The organism is Paraburkholderia sp. PAMB 6770 (genome assembly GCF_057748135.1).
In genome coordinates, this window is sequence record NZ_CM173239.1 from 375,995 (window position 1) to 393,098 (window position 17,104).

Annotated in this window: 11 protein-coding genes; 7 read left to right on the forward strand and 4 right to left on the reverse strand. The window is 64.3% G+C overall.

The window, feature by feature from the left end; all coding sequences use genetic code 11:
* Positions 1–2 precede the first annotated feature (2 nt).
* Genes AC3AP7_RS19290 through AC3AP7_RS19305 form a run of 4 tightly spaced genes read left to right on the forward strand, consistent with a single transcriptional unit; the run spans position 3 to position 5,793 of the window.
* Complete coding sequence (locus AC3AP7_RS19290) at positions 3–1,481, forward strand: proton-conducting transporter transmembrane domain-containing protein (RefSeq protein ID WP_487364940.1); 1,479 nt, start codon at positions 3–5, stop codon at positions 1,479–1,481.
* The gene (locus tag AC3AP7_RS19295; protein ID WP_487364180.1) at positions 1,478–2,968 is read left to right on the forward strand and encodes a hydrogenase large subunit; all 1,491 of its coding nucleotides are present in this window, start codon (positions 1,478–1,480) and stop codon (positions 2,966–2,968) included. The genes AC3AP7_RS19290 and AC3AP7_RS19295 overlap by 4 nt, the downstream gene beginning before the upstream one ends.
* 31 nt (positions 2,969–2,999) lie before the next feature.
* Positions 3,000–3,809 (forward strand): NADH-quinone oxidoreductase subunit B family protein, encoded by an 810-nt coding sequence (locus AC3AP7_RS19300; RefSeq protein ID WP_487364181.1) that lies wholly within the window; start codon positions 3,000–3,002, stop codon positions 3,807–3,809.
* The gene (locus tag AC3AP7_RS19305) at positions 3,799–5,793 is read left to right on the forward strand and encodes a proton-conducting transporter transmembrane domain-containing protein (protein WP_487364182.1); all 1,995 of its coding nucleotides are present in this window, start codon (positions 3,799–3,801) and stop codon (positions 5,791–5,793) included. Before AC3AP7_RS19300 ends, AC3AP7_RS19305 begins: the two co-directional genes overlap by 11 nt.
* 213 nt (positions 5,794–6,006) lie before the next feature.
* Here the strand turns inward: AC3AP7_RS19305 and AC3AP7_RS19310 are convergent, their stop codons facing one another.
* Positions 6,007–6,699 (reverse strand): FadR/GntR family transcriptional regulator, encoded by a 693-nt coding sequence (locus AC3AP7_RS19310; RefSeq protein WP_487364183.1) that lies wholly within the window; start codon positions 6,697–6,699, stop codon positions 6,007–6,009.
* A 224-nt stretch (positions 6,700–6,923) separates the two neighbouring features.
* Here AC3AP7_RS19310 and dctA point away from each other — a divergent pair, with 224 nt between their 5' ends.
* From dctA to AC3AP7_RS19325, 3 genes are all read left to right on the forward strand, one after another.
* Positions 6,924–8,264 carry a C4-dicarboxylate transporter DctA gene (gene dctA, locus AC3AP7_RS19315; protein WP_487364941.1) on the forward strand — a complete coding sequence of 447 codons (1,341 nt, stop codon included), beginning with the start codon at positions 6,924–6,926 and terminating at the stop codon, positions 8,262–8,264.
* 140 nt (positions 8,265–8,404) lie between these two features.
* Positions 8,405–9,415, forward strand: coding sequence for an allantoicase (gene alc, locus AC3AP7_RS19320; protein WP_487364184.1), 1,011 nt, complete (start codon positions 8,405–8,407; stop codon positions 9,413–9,415).
* 10 nt (positions 9,416–9,425) lie between these two features.
* Positions 9,426–9,959, forward strand: a complete 534-nt coding sequence (locus AC3AP7_RS19325; protein ID WP_487364185.1) for an ureidoglycolate lyase — start codon at positions 9,426–9,428, stop codon at positions 9,957–9,959.
* A gap of 242 nt (positions 9,960–10,201) precedes the next feature.
* On the opposite strand, the gene AC3AP7_RS19330 is transcribed toward AC3AP7_RS19325, so the two are convergent.
* The 3 genes from AC3AP7_RS19330 to AC3AP7_RS19340 form a co-directional block, all read right to left on the reverse strand.
* Positions 10,202–11,824: a methyl-accepting chemotaxis protein gene (locus AC3AP7_RS19330; protein ID WP_487364186.1), complete on the reverse strand. Its 1,623-nt coding sequence runs from the start codon at positions 11,822–11,824 to the stop codon at positions 10,202–10,204.
* Between the two features lie 184 nt (positions 11,825–12,008).
* Complete coding sequence (locus AC3AP7_RS19335) at positions 12,009–14,354, reverse strand: EAL domain-containing protein (RefSeq protein WP_487364187.1); 2,346 nt, start codon at positions 14,352–14,354, stop codon at positions 12,009–12,011.
* A 299-nt stretch (positions 14,355–14,653) separates the two neighbouring features.
* The gene (locus AC3AP7_RS19340) at positions 14,654–16,243 is read right to left on the reverse strand and encodes a methyl-accepting chemotaxis protein (protein ID WP_487364188.1); all 1,590 of its coding nucleotides are present in this window, start codon (positions 16,241–16,243) and stop codon (positions 14,654–14,656) included.
* Positions 16,244–17,104: the final 861 nt, after the last annotated feature.

Below are 17,104 nucleotides of genomic sequence, written 5' to 3' on the forward strand. Positions count from 1 at the left end.
ACATGATGGAATGCGGGCTGGTTGTCATGCTCGGCGCCCCGCTCGTCGCCGCGGCCGTTTCGGCAGCGTGCCGGCGTCGCCGGATCGCGGAGTTCGCGAACCTTGCCGCGGCCCTGGCGTGCGTCGCGGCGGCGCTCTGGCTGGCCGCGCATGCCGGCGTGACACGGACCTTCGTGCAGGGTTACGTGGTGTTCGACGCGCTCGGTGCGTGGATGCTGGTTTGCACGTGCGTTGTCTATCTGCTTGCCTCGATCTACGCGGTGGGATACATGCGCCTGCTCACCGACGAGGAGGCCCGCCTGCCGCGTTTCTATACGCTGTTCGCGCTGTTTGCCGCCACGATGATCTACGCCCCGCTAATGAACAATATCGGCGTGTACTGGATCGCGATCGAACTCACCACGCTCGTCAGCACTTTCCTCGTCGGATTCGAGCGCGGCGAAGAGTCGATCGAGGCGGCGTGGAAATACATCATCGTGGTGTCCGCCGGCATCAGTCTCGCCCTGCTCGGAACCGTACTGTTCTACTGGGCCGGCAGCCTCGTTCTCGGTCCGACGTACGACATGACATGGGCGACGCTGCGCGCGGCCGCGCCGCACATGAATCCGGCGCTTACCCAGACCGCGTTCCTGCTGTTACTGGTCGGCTATGGCACCAAGGCCGGCCTCGCGCCGATGCATACGTGGCTGCCCGACGCGCACAGCGAAGGCCCGGCATCGGTGTCCGCAATGCTCTCCGGCGCGCTGCTGAATACGGCGATGCTCGGCATAGCCCGTTTCCTGACTATCACGGACGCCGTCAACCACTCGTTGTTGGCGCGCACCGTACTGGTTGCGTTCGGCGCATTCTCGCTGCTGGTCGCAGCGCTTTTTATTGTCCGGCAGGAGGGGATCAAGCGCCTGATGGCCTATTCGAGCATCGAGCACATGGGCGTGCTCGCGCTCGGGTTCGGGTTTGGCGGCCCGCTGGCGATTGCGGCGACGCTCTATCACATGCTCAATCACTCGCTGAACAAATCGCTGATGTTTTTCGGCGCAGGCAACGTGATGCGGGTGTACGGCACCAAGGATATCGGCGCAATCCGCGCGGTGTGGTCCCGGTTTCCCGTGACGGGCGCGCTCTGGCTGGCAGGCGCGGTCGCGATCACCGGTGCGCCACCCTTCGGACTCTTCCTGAGCGAGGTAACGCTGATGCGCGCCGGTTTCGCGACCCCCAATGCATGGGCGGTGATCGTGTTGCTCGTGCTGCTGATCGTGATCTTCGTCGGCTTTCTGAATCACTTCCGCACGATGTATCTGGCGACGCCACCGGCGACGCCCGCTTCAGTGCCCGGCGAAACGCGCCGCGCGGCGAGTGTCTGGATGACCTTGCCGATGTGGCTTGCGCTCGTACCGGTTTTCGTGTTCGGGATCTGGTGGCCGCAGGGTCTGTGGCATTTCTTCTCGAACGTGGCGGCTGATCTCGGTGGAGGGGCCCGGTGAGGAACTGCGAATACGAAACCGTCCGGCGCGACGAGCTGCCGTCGCGCGCGCGGCAACTGCTGGCCATGGGGGGCCGGATGCAGGCCGTCTATGCGTGGTATCCGACGTCTTCGCACGCGCAGTTGCGCTACGTCGCCACGCTGCCGGGCAAGCGGCGATTCACGGGCTGGTCGGTCGACGTCGGCGGGGAGGCGGTGCCGAGTCTGGCGGCAATCTGCCCGTTGCTGGGCTGGCACGAACGTGAGGTGATGGAGATGAGCGGGGTGATGTTCTCCGGGCATCCCGAATCCGAGCGGCTGGTGACCGCTTTTTTGCCACACGCGCCGAGGGGGCCGCTCGAACCGTCCGCCCAGGCGGGCGAAAGCAGGGCAGCGAGGCTGCCCGCCCCTGTCTTGCCGAGCGTCTCCGGCAAGCACGTCCAGCTGCTTCCCTTTGGCCCCGTGCGGGCCGACGTGGTCGAGTCCGCGCAGTTCATCTTCTACTACATGGGCGAGGGCATTCTTTACTACCACCCGAACCTCTTTCTCAAACATCGCGGGATGGAAAAGCAGTTCGAGGAGATGGCCACCGGTTCGGGGACGCTGCTCGCGGAGCGGGTCGCCGGCACCGGCAGCGTGGCGCATGCACTCGCTTTCGCGCAGGCGCTGGAGGACGCAGCGGGCTGCGACATATCCCGCAGCGCGCGCTGGTACCGGGTGATTGCGGCGGAGCTCGAACGGATCTACAACCATCTGCACTATCTCGGGCACCTGTGCCACACGACCACACTGAAGGTCGGCGAGACGCAAGGCAAGCTGCTCGAAGAACTGGCCAGGCAGATGAACGCGCGCGCGAGCGGCAGCCGTTTTCTGCGCGGTGTCATCTGGCCGGGCGGCGTTCGCCGGGCGCTCGATATGGATGCAGTGGCAGAGGGGATCGCGTCGCTCAAGCCGCAGATCGAACAGTACGTCGACCTGCTCGAACGCACGTCCAGTCACCTCGACCGGTTGATCTCGACGGGCGTGCTCAGCCAGCAGCTCGCCTTCGATCAGGGGGCAACCGGGCCGGTGGAGCGAGCGTCCGGGATCGATCGCGATCTGCGCCGCGATCACGCATACGCCGCTTACCACGTCCTGAAGCCGGCTGTGGCGATCGCGCACGAAGGCGACGCGTGCGCGCGCATGCGGGTCCGGGTCGCGGAACTGCGCGCGAGTATCGGCCTGCTGGAGGAGGCGATCGGGCAGGGTGCCCCCGATGATGGCGCGCTGCACGTCGCGTGCGTGCCCGGTGCTGGCGCTGAAGGGCTGGGCTGGGCCGAATCGCCGCGCGGCACGCTGCTGTACGCCGTTCATCTGGACGCTGCCGGCAGGCTTGCGCGCGTCAAGATCAAGTCGCCGTCCTTCTCGAACTGGCGGGTGTTTCCGTCGACGGTGCACGACAGCAACATGATGGACTACGCAATCAACGAAGCGAGCTTCGGCCTGACGGTTTCGGGCTGTGCACGCTAGCGTGCGAGCCGCGCGAAAGGGAGAACGACCGATGTCACTATGGACCTGGTTCGGTTTGCGGGAGGGCGCCGCCAGCACTGACTGGCCATTGGCTGGTGATGCGCACGGCCAGCAAGGGGTGCTGGGCATGCCCCGTTACGACCCCACGCGATGTATTCCCGATTGCGATGCGTGCGCGCAGGCATGCGTCACGCACGCAATCAGTTTTCCGAGCGAAGGGGCGACGTCGGGGCGGGCGCAGGTGGACTGGGGGCGCTGTATCGTTTGCCAGCGCTGCACGCAGGTGTGCCCGACGGGCGCGTTCACGGAATCAGCGGATTGGGCCATGGGCGTAAGCGAGCGCGCCGACCTGATCTGGGATGACGCGCCGGGTAGGCGCGCGGTCCGCGGGACCGTCGCGCGAGAGCGCCGGCCATTCCGCCGCAGCCTTCATATTCGTCACGTCGACGCTGGCTCGTGCAACGGCTGCGAATCGGAACTGCAAGCGCTGAATAACCCGTTCTATAACCTGCATCGTCTCGGCATTTTTTTCACGCCGTCTCCCCGTTTTGCCGATGTGCTGCTCGTCACGGGCACGGTTTCGAAGGCAATGCGAGGGCCGCTGCTGGAAACCTGGGAGGCGATGCCGGCCCCCCGCTGGGTCGTCGCTACCGGCACCTGTGCCGTCTCGGGCGGCGTGACAGCCGGCAACTACGCATCCGGTAACGGCCTCGACGGCGTGCTGCCCGTCGATATTTATCTGCCCGGCTGCCCGCCGAATCCGGCCGCATTGATCCATGCGCTGCTGATGATTGTCGGGCGCGTGCCTCAACGGGTGCGGGGAGGGATCATTGAGCGCTAATCTTCTGTTGGGGATCGCGGCATTCTCGTGGGCCTTCGCGGCCGTTCTCGCGATGGTGCGCCCGTTGCAGGGCGTCGCCCGGGCGTTGCTTGTGGCTGGCTGCGTCCTCGCGATGCTCGCATGCGTTGTCGTATTGCCGGACAGTACTACGCCCGTGGTTCTGCCGGTGGCGATTGCCGGGCAGCCGGTGAGTTTCGCGCTCGAACCGGCGGGTCTCTGGCTGATGGGATTCGGGCTTTTGCCGGCTGCCTGCGCATGCTGGCTAGGTTCGCCCGTGGCGAGCCGCCCGGGTCGCTGGCGTGCGGGGGCGGCGCTGAGCCTGCTCGGCGCGCTCGGCGTATTCGGCCTGCAGGATGGCGTCTCGTTGCTGGTCGCATGGGAGGCAATGAGCCTCGGCGGTGCGCTCATGCTGATGGGCGAGTTCGGCGACCAGACCGAGGGGAGGCCGATATTGCTGATGCTTGCGCTGCTCGAAGTGGGCGCAGTCGCACTCGTGTTTGCGATCCTGCTGCTCGGCCGTGCCGCCGGACAAACCGGCTTCGCCGGTTTTGTCGGGCATGCCACGAGCTCGGGCGGATGGGTGTCCTGGCTTGGAGGACTCGCGCTGTTGATCGGCTTTGGTGCCAAGCTCGGACTGATCCCTTTCTACGAATGGTTTCCCCGTGCATATTCGAGTGGCAGCGGTGCGAGCGGCGCGCTGTTCTCGGGTGTCGTGCTGAATGCGGCGTATTGTGCGCTCAGCCGCGGCTGGAACAGCTGGTTTGACCTGTCCGTGAACGGGAACACGGCGTTTGGGCTCGGCGTCATCGCGATTGCGATCGGCGTGACGAGCGCGGTGCTCGCGGTGCTCTTCGCGTTCCAGCAGGACGACTGGCGTGCGCTGCTCGCTTATTCGTCCGCTGAAAATGCTTCCGTGGCGGTGGCCATGCTCGGGGTCACGCAACTGTTTCGCGCCGATCACCTCGCCAGCCTGGCCGGATTGGCCTGGACGGTTGCGCTGTTGCATCTCGCAGGACACGCACTCGCGAAAGGCGCGCTGTTCCTGAGCGCCGATGGTGTGTTCGCGGTATCGCGCAACTACGACATCGTGCAGCGCGGGTGGCTGCGTCACAGCGGCTTCCTTCTGGGGCTGGGGGCCGTGCTGGCGGTCATGAGCCTGGCATCGATTCCGCCTCAGGCGGGTTTCGTCAGCGAGTGGTATGTGTTCCAGACGGTGTTTCAGGGGTTCCATCTTGCGTCTTTCGCCGGGCGACTCGTGCTGGTTCTGGCCGGCGCGGGCCTGGCCCTTGCAGCCGCCGTTGCGCTCGCGACGTTCGTGAAGCTGTGCGGTCTGGGGCTGCTGGGCTTGCCGGAGCGGGACGTTGTGCCGCCGCTTCCACGCGCGAATGCGATCGTGGTCGGCGTGCTGGGCCTGTGCGGCCTCGCCGTGGCGGTGGGGGCGCCGCTCTGGCTCAACGCGCTCGCGAGCGGCGCGCAAGCCCTGTTCCATGCCAACAGTCCGCAGGCGATGGTCGACGGCTGGGTGCTCGTTCCGCTGACCAACACGTTTGCATTCATCTCGCCGTCGAAGCTGGTCATCGTGATGCCGCTTCTCGCACTCCTGCCGATCGGGCTGCTGTGGCTGACGAAGCGCCGCCCGATCCGCCGGGTGCCGGTCTGGTTCGGCGGCATGACGGCCGACGAGCACAACGCGACGACGACTGCGCTCACTTTTTCGAACGCGATGCGTACGTTCTACAGCTTCATCTATCAACCGACCGTGAGCACGACACGCGAACACGAACAGCGCGAGTACTTCATCAAGCGTCTGGTGTTCTCCGCGGGCGTGACCGATCTGTTCGAGCGGCACCTGTTCGGCCCGGCGGTGCGCGTGGTAAACCGCTGCGCAGAAAAACTGCGTGCGCTGCAATCGGGTAACCTGAATTTCTACCTTGCGTTGATCGGCGGACTGCTGGTCGCCATTCTGTTCCTGACACTGCTGTAGCGGGCCGGCGCTTCGGGACCACCGGTCTTTCGTGTCGGCCGCGCGCGGCGTGAACGGGGACGACGTCGTGCAAGGCCGGCACGTCCTGTTCGGGGCTTCAATGGTTCATCAGGACGTCCCCTGCTTGTGCGCGCCGACCCTCGAACCCTCTTCAGGACCGCCGATTTCTCTCCCGCACCGCACCGCACCGCACCGCGCCGCGCGGCAGCGGCCTCAGCGCTGCGGCGTCGGAAAATACACGCCTGCGCGCTGCGCCGCATTGACGATGTGTGCTTCGATCGCCCGGCCTGCGGCCGTTGAATCGCGCTGGCGCAGCGCATCCAGAATCTCGCTGTGTTCGCGCCAGGTGGACAGCACGCGTTCGCGTTGGTAGAACGGCATGCGCTGGCTTTCTTTCATGATGTCCGCGCTGCTGCGCAAGATCGATTCGATCGCCGCATTGCCGGCGATGCCGACGATGCGCATGTGGAAATCGAAATCGAGCTGCGCGGCTTCGTCGAGCTCGTTGCATGACAGCGCCGCCTGTAGCGCCGCAAGGTTCTGCTCGAACCAGTCGATATCCGCATCGCCGATCGCGAGCGCGGCCATGCGTGCGGCGAACCCTTCGAGCGCGAAGCGCATCTGGTACGTGTCCGGCAGCGACGACTGGTCGGCAAAGCGCCACGTTTGCGTCACTGCCGCCTGCGCGCGTTCCACATACACGCCCTTGCCGGGGCGAATCTTCAGCAAGCCGAGTGTTTCCAGCGTGGTGAGCGCTTCGCGCAGCGACGCGCGGCTGATTTCCAGTTCTTCCGAGAGCTGGCGCTGCGCGGGTAGCAGGCTGCCTACCGGATACACGCCGGCTTCGATCCGGTCGCGAATGGTCGCGATCGCAGCATCGGTGACGGTATGAGGAACGCTTCTCATCGCCCTTGGATTCTCCAGTCTGGTCTGACCTCATTGTAATCCGCTGATCTTTCCTGCGCACGCACGGGTGTGTCAGACAACCGTCCGCGGGCTCTGGGGGAAGGAAAATCTGCGGGTAAACACCGGCTTTTGATTCCTTGACCTCAGCATATCGGTTTTCTAATATCCGCCATAACATCACTGGTCGGACCAGTATGAACAGTTGGATCAACCGGGAGAAAGCTGTGGTGAAGTTCTTCAATTCGTTGTTCGGACGGGTCGTGGTTGCGCTGGTCGCAGGGATCGTGGTCGGCGCGGTGTTTCCGCATTTTGCGCAGTCGTTGCGGCCGCTCGGCGACGGCTTTCTGAAGCTGATCAAGATGGTGATCGGGCCGATCGTGTTTTGCGTCGTCGTGAGCGGCATCGCGCATGCGGGCGATCTGAAGAAGGTCGGACGGGTGGGGCTGAAAGCGGTGGTGTACTTCGAGGCGATGACCACGATCGCGCTGGTGATCGGCGCGGTGCTCGCCTACGCCACGCGGCCGGGCGCGGGCATGAACGTCGACCTGCATACGCTCGACGCGGCATCGCTGGCCAGTTACACGGCGCACGCGAAGAATCTGAAAGACACCGCCGCCTTTCTGCTGAAGATCATCCCCGACACCGCGATCAATGCCTTCGCGACCGGCGACGTGCTGCAGATCCTCGTGTTCTCGGTGCTATTCGGCGCGGCGCTGTCGCTGCTCGGCGACAAGGCGCAGCGCGTGAACAGCCTGATCGACGAGATGGCGCAGGTCTTCTTCAAGGTGATGAGCTTCATCATCAAGCTCGCGCCGCTTGGTGTGCTGGGCGCGATCGCTTTCACGACCGGCACCTACGGCGTCGCGTCGCTCAAGCAGCTCGGCCTGCTGGTGATCGTCTTCTATGCGAGCTGCGCCGTGTTCGTCGCGGTGGTGCTCGGCATCGTGATGCGGCTTGCCGGCTTCAGCGTCTTCAAGCTGATCCGCTATCTGCGCGAAGAGCTGTCGATCGTGCTGGGCACGGCGTCCTCCGATGCGGTGCTGCCGCAGGTGATGCGCAAGCTCGAATGGATGGGCGTCAAGGATTCGACGGTCGGCCTCGTGATCCCGACGGGCTACTCGTTCAACCTCGACGGCTTCTCGATCTACCTGACGCTGGCCGTGATTTTCATCGCGCAGGCGACCAACACGCCGCTCTCCATGCACGACCTGATCGTCGTGGTGCTGGTGTCGCTCGTGACGTCGAAGGGGGCGCACGGCATTCCCGGTTCGGCCATCGTGATCCTCGCGGCAACGCTCTCCGCGATTCCGGCGATTCCGGTGCTTGGCCTCGTGCTGATCCTGCCGGTCGACTGGTTCGTCGGCATCGCGCGTGCGTTGACGAACCTGGTCGGCAACTGCGTGGCGACGGTGATCGTCGCGGTGTGGGAGAACGACATCGACAAGGCGCGCGCGCGCCGCGTGCTGAATCTCGATCCCGCGCTGCGCTATCAGCCGGCCGAGGACGCGGCGGGCGGCGTCGGCGGCGCGGGTGCGCTGGCAGGCCAGCACGCTGCCGCGCACTGAAACAGGGCTGCGGCGGCGAGTCCGACCCGATACCCGGATGCCGTCGCAAGCCGCCCATACCGGCACCTGATTCCATCGGCGGGCGCGCGATCGCTCGCTCCGCCATCATCACGTTCAACACGAGAGACTGACTTCCCGACATGGCCCTTCCGACGCTCGATCCCAACGCCCCCGCCTTCACGCGCCGCTACATGAACCTCGCCGATCCGCGGCTCGGCGCGAAGGCGCTGCACGCCAGCGACGAGTTTTTCGCGCCGAAGGAGCGCATGCTCGACCCGCAGGCCGCCGTCTTCATTCCAGGCAAGTACGACGATCACGGCAAATGGATGGACGGCTGGGAGACCCGCCGCAAGCGCACCACGGGCCACGATTTCTGCGTGGTCCGGCTTGCGCGGCCCGGCGTGATCCATGGTGTCGACCTGGACACCAGCCATTTCACCGGCAACTTCCCGCCGGCCGCGTCGATCGAAGGCTGCCGCTGCGACGGCGACACGCCGCCCGACGATACGGCATGGCAGACAGTTGTGCCGGCCACGACCCTGCAAGGCAACCAGCATCATTACGTCGAGGTGCTCGCCCGCGATACCTTCACGCATCTGCGCGTGAACCTGTACCCGGACGGCGGCCTCGCGCGGCTGCGCGTGTATGGGCAGCCGGCGCGCGACTGGACGCGCGTGGAACGCGGTGCGCCTGTCGACCTCGCGGCCATCGAGAACGGTGCCTACCTCGTCGCGGCGAACAACCAGCATTTCGGCCCTGCGTCGCAGATGCTGATGCCGGGCCGCGGCGTGAACATGGGCGACGGCTGGGAAACGCGCCGCCGCCGCGAGCCGGGCAACGACTGGGCAATCGTCGCGCTTGCGCAGCCTGGCGTGATCCGTCGCGTCGAAGTCGATACCGCGCACTTCAAGGGCAATTTCCCGGACCGCTGTTCGCTGCAGGCGGCGAGCGTGGCGGGCGGCACGGACGATTCGCTGATCACGCAGGCGATGTTCTGGCCGGTGCTGCTCGGCGAGCAGAAGCTGCAGATGGATCACGTGCACACGTTCGAGGCGGACCTCGCCGCGCTCGGGCCGGTGACGCACGTGCGGTTCAATATCTTCCCCGACGGCGGCGTATCGCGCTTGCGCCTGTGGGGCGAGCTCGCGTAGGCGCACGCCGATGAACACGCTTGCAATCGAACCGCTCACGCGCGCCGCGTTCGCGCCGTTCGGCGACGTGATCGAACTGGCGGGGGCGCGCCATTTCCCGATCAACGGCGGCACGACCGAGCGCTATCACGATCTGGCGAGCGTCGACGTGAGCGATGGGGGCGGCCGCCCGCTGATCAGCCTGTTCCGTGCGCAGCCCTGTCGCGAGCCGGTCGGGATCGTGCTGATGGAACGGCATCCGCTGGGCAGTCAGGCGTTCCTGCCGCTTGGCGGCGCACGCTATCTGGTCGTCGTCGCTCCCGCGGGCGAGTTCGATCCGACGCGGATGCGCGCGTTTGCGAGCGAAGGCTGGCAGGGCGTGAATTACGCGAAAGGGGTATGGCACCATCCGCTGCTGGCGCTCGACCGCGTCAGCGATTTCATTGTCGTCGACCGGGGCGGCGAAGGGGTGAATTGCGAAGAAATCGCGCTCGACATACCGTGGCAATTCGATACGGACTGCGAAATTAAGCATCGTCTGATTCAACCGGCACCGGCCTGTTGAGACCGCGCTTGCGGGAAGCCGGATGAGGCCGCTGGGATGCTGCGTTCCAGCGGCCGCGGCTTCCGTCGACTCCGCCTCATGCTTCGCCTGCGGCCCGACGGCGTTCAGCGAAGCCGCGTCTGCGTCGGTCAGCATCGGATGCGGACCGAGACGTGCGTCAGATGAGCGGCGCCGGACCCCTCGGCTACGCGGGCCAGAGCCGGGCAGTCTGGTTGAAAGCGAGAACGCGGCGCAGGGTGAGCTCAGGTCGCGACTGCAGCGAGCTTCCCCTTGCGTCGTGATTCGACCGCGTCGATTTCGCCCAGCGCGGTTTCGCTGTCCGAGAGGCGAAACAATCGCATTGCGCCGCTGAGTTCCTCCGCTTGCTCGTTCAGCGACTCCGCGGTGGCGGCGAGTTCTTCCACCATTGCGGCGTTCTGCTGCGTCATCGTGTCCATCTGGGTGACGGCGACGCCAATCTGGGACACCCCGCTACGCTGCTCGTCCGCCGCGACGCCGATTTCTTCGAGCACCTTATCGACTTTCCTGACCGCGGACAGCACGTCCTTCATGCGTTCGCGCGCGTCCGTCGTGCGATCCCGTCCTAACGCGACACGCTGGGCCGAATCGTCCAGGACCCGCTTGATTTCCTGGGTGGCGACAGAGGTGCGTTGCGCCAGCGCGCGCACTTCCGACGCGACCACGGCGAAGCCCCGCCCGGCGCTACCGGCACGGGCGGCTTCCACTGCGGCGTTGAGTGCGAGGATGTTGGTCTGGAAGGCGATACCCTCGATCAGATGCGCGATGTCGTTGATATGGTGGGCCGAATCCGCGATGCTTTCCATCGTGTCAGCCACGGCCTGAACGGCATCGTTGCCTTGCAGGGTGACCTCCGACGTCTCGCGCGCCAGGTGCGCGCCGCGCTCGGCTGCGTCCGCGCTCTGCTTCACGGTGCCAGTGATCTGTTCCATTGACGATGCGGTTTCTTCGAGGCTGACCGCCTGGGATTGGGTTCGTGCGGACAGGTCGCTGTTCCCGGCGGCAATTTCGCGGGTCGCGACGCGCAACTGGTTGACCTCGCTTCGCACGTCGCCGATGACGGCGCGCAAATTGACCGAGATCTGCCGCAGCGCGAGCTGGAGCAGGCCGACCACGCCGCTTGCGCCAGTGGTCACAGGGTGTACCAGATCGCCGGCGGCTAGCCGGTTCGCGTCGCCGACCAGGTCTTGCAGCGGCTTGACGGTAATCGAGCGTGTCCACCAGAACGCTGTGGCGAAGGCAAGCGCCGCCGCAGCTAGCGTGACCGGTAACGGCAATCGCAGAATGGCGGGCGTAACCGTCGCGCATGCCGCGGCGAGCTGGACCACGAGAAGCTTCGTCTGGGTTGAGGATCTGATGAGCTGCTGAAGACGGCCGAGCCATTTTCCGCGCACCACCTCGCCCTCGCGCAACAGGTGCCGCTTTTTGCCCGTGCGGGCCTCCTCGCGCATCACGGCGTAGAGACGTTCCGCCGCCGCGATAGCCTGGCGCGTCGGGACGCCGCGCACGGACATATAGCCCGTAATGCGGCCGCCGTCCATCATCGGCGTAGCATTCGCCTGGACCCAGTAGTGATCCCCGTTCTTGCAGCGGTTCTTGACGACGCCACTCCACGGCAACCCTTTCTGGAGGGTATTCCACATGTCACGGAAGGCTTCTTCCGGCATGTCCGGGTGGCGCACGATGTTGTGAGGCTGTCCCAGCAGTTCGCACCGGGAGAAACCGCTGATCTCGATGAACGTCTGGTTGCAGAAGATGATACGGCCCTTGGGGTCGGTGACGGAAACGAGGGTCTGGTGCCCCGCAATCGGGTGCTCGCGTTCGGTGACGGGTTGGTTATCACGCATTGGGGAATTTCATTCGAGTGAGGTCGGACCCCCGTTCCAGCGCGCGGTGTGCGGGGGGCAACGATTTCGTGAATGGAGCGACGCCATGACGAAAGTATCGGGAGCGACGGCAACGCGCGTCGTTGAGCATGCCTTGCGCCGTTGGATGAACGTTCGTCATTGCTTCGATGACCTTGCACACGTCTCAGGTCGCAGTGGATGCCGTTGAACGAGGCTTCGTCTGTCCACCGTCGCTCACGACCGCAGGCCAGTCGAGCTCGATCGCCAGCAAGGCAAAACTGCCCTCGATCCCGAACGCCACGGACACGAAGACACTCGAACGCCTTCCCAGCGGCGACAGCATGGGTCCTGTGATGCTCGCTTCGCCGGGGCGCGCCATCGCGCGCCAGAAGAACGAACAATGATCCCATCTGCTGTCAGCCGGTATGGCGGAATCGAATGCATGGGAGGCGATCGGCTTGCCTTTTTCGTCGAGCACGAAGCAATGTCTGCAAAATCCGTCTTGCCGCAGGCCGGCGAGTGCGCTGTCATGCGCAGTACCGTCCAGTATCGCGCGCGTGGCCGCGAGTGCGGCCTGAACGTAGGGTCGAACCAGCAGTTCGAATTGATCGACACGCAAGGCGCGCGTCGCGGCCACCACGTCGAACGCATGATCGATCCGCTGTCGGGCGCGCTCATCCCGCTTGATGTGTTCGGCCGGCCGGCCGAGGAGATAGCCCTGAACAAAATCGGCCTTGGCCTCGACTGCCAGCAGCAATTCCTCCGTGGTTTCGACGCCTTCCACGATGACGAGCATGTCTGCGTCGTGCAGCATGGCGACAAGGCCTGGCAGTAACGGTTGACCGGATGCCCGGTTGCGTGCACCGATCAGCTCGCCATCGAGCTTCACGAAATCCGGCTGGATTCGCAATAAGCGGTCGAGATTCGAATAACCGGCTCCAAAATCGTCTACGGCAATAAGGAAGCCACAGTCGCGGTATCGTTGCGCGGTGAGTGACAGCACGTCGAGGTCGATGTTATCCGATTCGAGTACTTCGAGAACGATCTTTCGTGGATCGCCGCCCGCGTCGACGATACGGCGCGCAAGCTCGATTTCGTAGCCCTCGACGACGAATGTGGCGGGGGAAATATTGATAAAGAATTGCGTGCCGCGATCGAAATAACGTGCCGCGTGATGCAAGTGGGATTGATGAGCGTACCTATCCAGCTCTGTAACAACCGAATCCACCAGATTCGCAAAAAGGCGGACGGGCGGCACGAGCGCATCCTGCTCATCCACGCCGCGCAACAGCGCTTCGTATCCGATAATTTTCTGCTGCGAGAGACACCAGATTGGCTGGAAGTGAGATAGCAGCGTGAATTCACGCCAACGCACTGCCTGACTGGATGTCCCGAGCGATGCCGATGGGGCGGAGCGCGCCGGGGGCCATGCCGCGGTGTTCCGCACGGCAATGGTCTGGTCAGGGCGCTCAAACGCCACCTGATTGCGCCCCGCATGACGCGCCCGCAAGCGCGCTTCGTCGGCGCGGTCGAAAAGCGATTGCACCGTGTCTTCGCTTCTCAGGATTGCCACACCCATGCAGGCGGTCAGATGATCGCCGCCGCGACTGACTGATGCGACGGCGGTGCGTAACTGTTCCAGGCAGGCCGTCAGATCCGACCCAGACCCAAACGGGGCAAGCAATACAAATTCTCCGCCGTCGATCCGTCCGACAAGCGCGCTGGGAGGCGCGGCCGACGTCAGCCTGGTCGCGACCTCGGACAGGGCGGCTTCTCCGCTTGCGCGGCCAAATTGTTCGGTGAGGGAGCGGAAGCGGTCGAGGTGAATGAACAGTGCCGCGGTCGTCTGTCCGGATTGCGCCCGTCGCGCGATGGTGAGCGCGGCCGCCTCGAAGAACGCGCGGCGATTGCGTAGTCCGGTGAGCGAATCCGCGCCGGCTTGATCAATGAGCTTTTCTTCGAGCAGAAAATGTTCGAAGCGGAACCGGCGGAAGCCGATATGCAGCACGATCGCGGTAGTGAAGCTGATCGCAACCCACATCGAGAAAATCGCTGTTGCCCCATTGCCTTCAGGCAGGCCGGCGGCGAACGGCAAGACGAGCGTGTAATGGACGATGGAGCCGGCGATGAAATGGCGGGAGGTGAGCCACAGCGGAGCAGCGCACAGTGCAATCGCGACGACGGCGGGCGTCATCCAGGCTAACGGATTGTCGACCCCTTCGACAAGGAGGTTGGCCGTTACCTGAAGGACTGCGATATATCCCATGCCGACGAGTCCGAACGTGGTAACGGACATGGCTCGCCGAACCGCGTGGACGAGCATGACCAGCACGATTCCCGAGAAGAGGCAGAGGGAGAAGGGCACGCGCGCCGCAGCAAGATTGGCGCGCGCCGCGACAAACAGCCCATATGCGGCGATTGAAAGCGCCATGGTCGCGCAGGACAGCGTGCGCTGGTGGCGGAGTGAATGGATATGAAACCGGTTGCGGGTCTCCGGTTCCATTGCAGGGAAAAGGTGGTGCAGGCGCATAGCAGTGTGTGTCGATAGACGGGCCAACGGCCTGACGCGTCGCCAGCTCGGAAAACTATACTCACTCGCATCGAAAAAAATACATCCAGCGTGCGGGTCGGCGATACGGCGCTGCTCGCTGCTCAAATTCGAAGGCGACCCGCTGTCCCCGCGTGGACAAACCGCGAACTGGCGCGCGGAGGTACTTGAGTCGCCCGCCGGTTCCTGCGGTCCATCGGTCTGTCGTCGCGCGTCAACCTCGCCGGTGCGCGAAGGCGCTCCGGCTGCGATGACGACGATCGGCGCGCTGCGATGGCCCGCTACAGGCGGGTCTGTTCGCTCGCGTGGATGTCGATGCGGAAAATCGCCACGGCTTCGCGGAGACTCTGTGCCTGATCGGCCATCGCTTGTGCCGCCGCGCTCGCCTGTTCGACCAATGCGGCGTTCTGCTGGGTCACTTCGTCCATCTGGCTCACGGCGACGTTCACCTGCTCGATCCCGGTACTCTGTTCCCCCGACGCGGCGGCGATCTCGCCCATCACGTGCGTGACCCGTTTGACCGATCCCACGACCTCGTTCATCGTCTGACCCGCGTTCTGGACGAGCGTCGAGCCCGTCGCGACCTGCTCGACCGAGGTGCTGATCAGATCCTTGATCTCCTTTGCTGCGATCGCGCTGCGCTGCGCAAGTGTCCGCACTTCGCCCGCAACGACCGCGAACCCTCGCCCTTGCTCGCCCGCCCGCGCGGCCTCCACGGCTGCATTGAGCGCCAGAATATTTGTCTGAAAAGAAATGCCTTCGATAACCGTGATGATCTCGGCCACTTTGGACGAGCTGGCGGAGATTTCCTGCATCGTTGCCACGACGCTCGCCACGACATCGCCGCCGGCAACCGCGGTCTGTGCCGCCGAATTCGCCAGCGAGTTGCACTGTCGCGCGTTTTCGGTATTCTGTCGAACCGTCGACGTCAGCTCTTCCATGCTCGCTGCGGTTTCTTCAAGCGAAGCCGCCTGTTCTTCGGTACGTTGCGACAGGTCGACGTTCCCCTGCGCGATCTCTCCGGCGGCGACGGAAATGGATTCGGCTGAAGCCTTGATGTCGGCAACGATCCCGCTCAACCGCGTGCGCATTGTCTCAAGCGAGGCCATCAGGCTGCTTGAGTCGCTAGCGGCGATTTGCACCTTGTGCATCAGGTTGCCGAGCGCGATCTGACGAGCCAGTTCCTGGGCCTGCGCAGGCTCGCCGCCCAGTTGCTTCAGGATGCCGCGCACAATATAAAACGCGATGGACACGCCGGAAACGAGCGAAAGCGCAACGATCAGCAACGTGATGATCCGAACCGACTGATAGGCGGTGTCGGCGTCCGCGGCGGCGCGCACGTTCAGTGTGTTCTCGAAGTCGGCAAGCTGGCCGAGATGCTCCAGCCAGATGTGCTGTTTGGGTTCGACGGACTGAGTCAGCAATCGTGTCGCGTCCGCGAGATTATTGGCTTGACCCAACGCTTCCGCCTTTGCCATGAGCGGCGCCGCTATCGTCTGGTCCTGCTCGATCTGCGCATAAAGCGCGTGCTCGCGTTCCGTTGTGGTCGGGTCTGTTGCGAACATGTCGCCCAGCGCCTTGTCCGCCTCGGCGTAGAGGGTCCGCTGTTTCGCCAGTCGGTCCGATTCCTCGGCCATCGCGGCTGCGTCGGTCAGCAGCACTACATTGCGAATCGCGATAGCCTGGTCGGCAACGGACTCCTTCATCTTGTTGGCTAATGTTGCTTCAGCGTTGTTTACCTGAGTAATCTCGTCGAGATGCGCATGGAGCGTGGATAGTCCGTAGAAGCTTATTGCCACCACGACCAGCAATAACGCCAACATGGCGCCGAAGCCCATCGCGAGGCGTGTTGAAACCTTGAAATTGGTCATTGTCGTTTCTGTTTTTCACGTTGATGCTTCTCCGGTCCTGAGCGCCGGAGGTTCCCGTTTGCGCAGCCGTCGTCATCGTCTGTGAGGCCCCAGCGTGCTTCGGCGAGCGTTGGGTCGACAGGTCGGCGTCAATGAGCGAAGGACGACGACCGAGGCCATAAGCGCACATGTCCCGATCAGGTCCACGACGGCTTGCCGATACGGTATGCCATCGCTTCATCGATCCACGAGTCGAGGTAGGCGGCGACGCGTACACACGATGCCCGGCTAGCCGTCGTCGTTGTGAGTCGGCATGTGGCGCATATTCTGGTTTTTTTGCGGGTTGGCAAATGGCCTGGGACGCGAGCAGGGCGCGCAAGACGAACGCGCGCTTGCGTGCCGTCCGTCAGCACGGGCGGGTAGATGCCCGGCACAGTTGAAGAGAAGGTGTACCGGCACGGCAGCGCGCAGGAGTGCACGGGACGCAAGCGTCCTTGCGTGCCAGGCGCGAAAGCCGGTTGGTTGCGTGCGATCGCGCAAGCCGAGCTTCGAACGACGGCAATACATTCGCAATGTCCGGGATGGAGAGCGCTGCAGCCGGGGCGTTCTTGCGACCGACCTGGGCGGCAACGCCCGACACTCCCGGATTTTCCCCGGTGGCCTGTTCGATTTGTTCATGCCTTCATTCTATGCCGGCAGAAAGTCGTTATGATGAAAACGCGGGCTGCGACCGATAGCCGCGCATGGTCATCGCGCGGGTCCGCATGAATGCGTGGTGAAATCGTTGCGTACGCAACCATAAAATCATGCTAGCAGATAGCACCCAGTTTGCACTAGCGGAAAAACAAAGCGCGCCGTTATCCGGCGCGCCGTACAAGATCG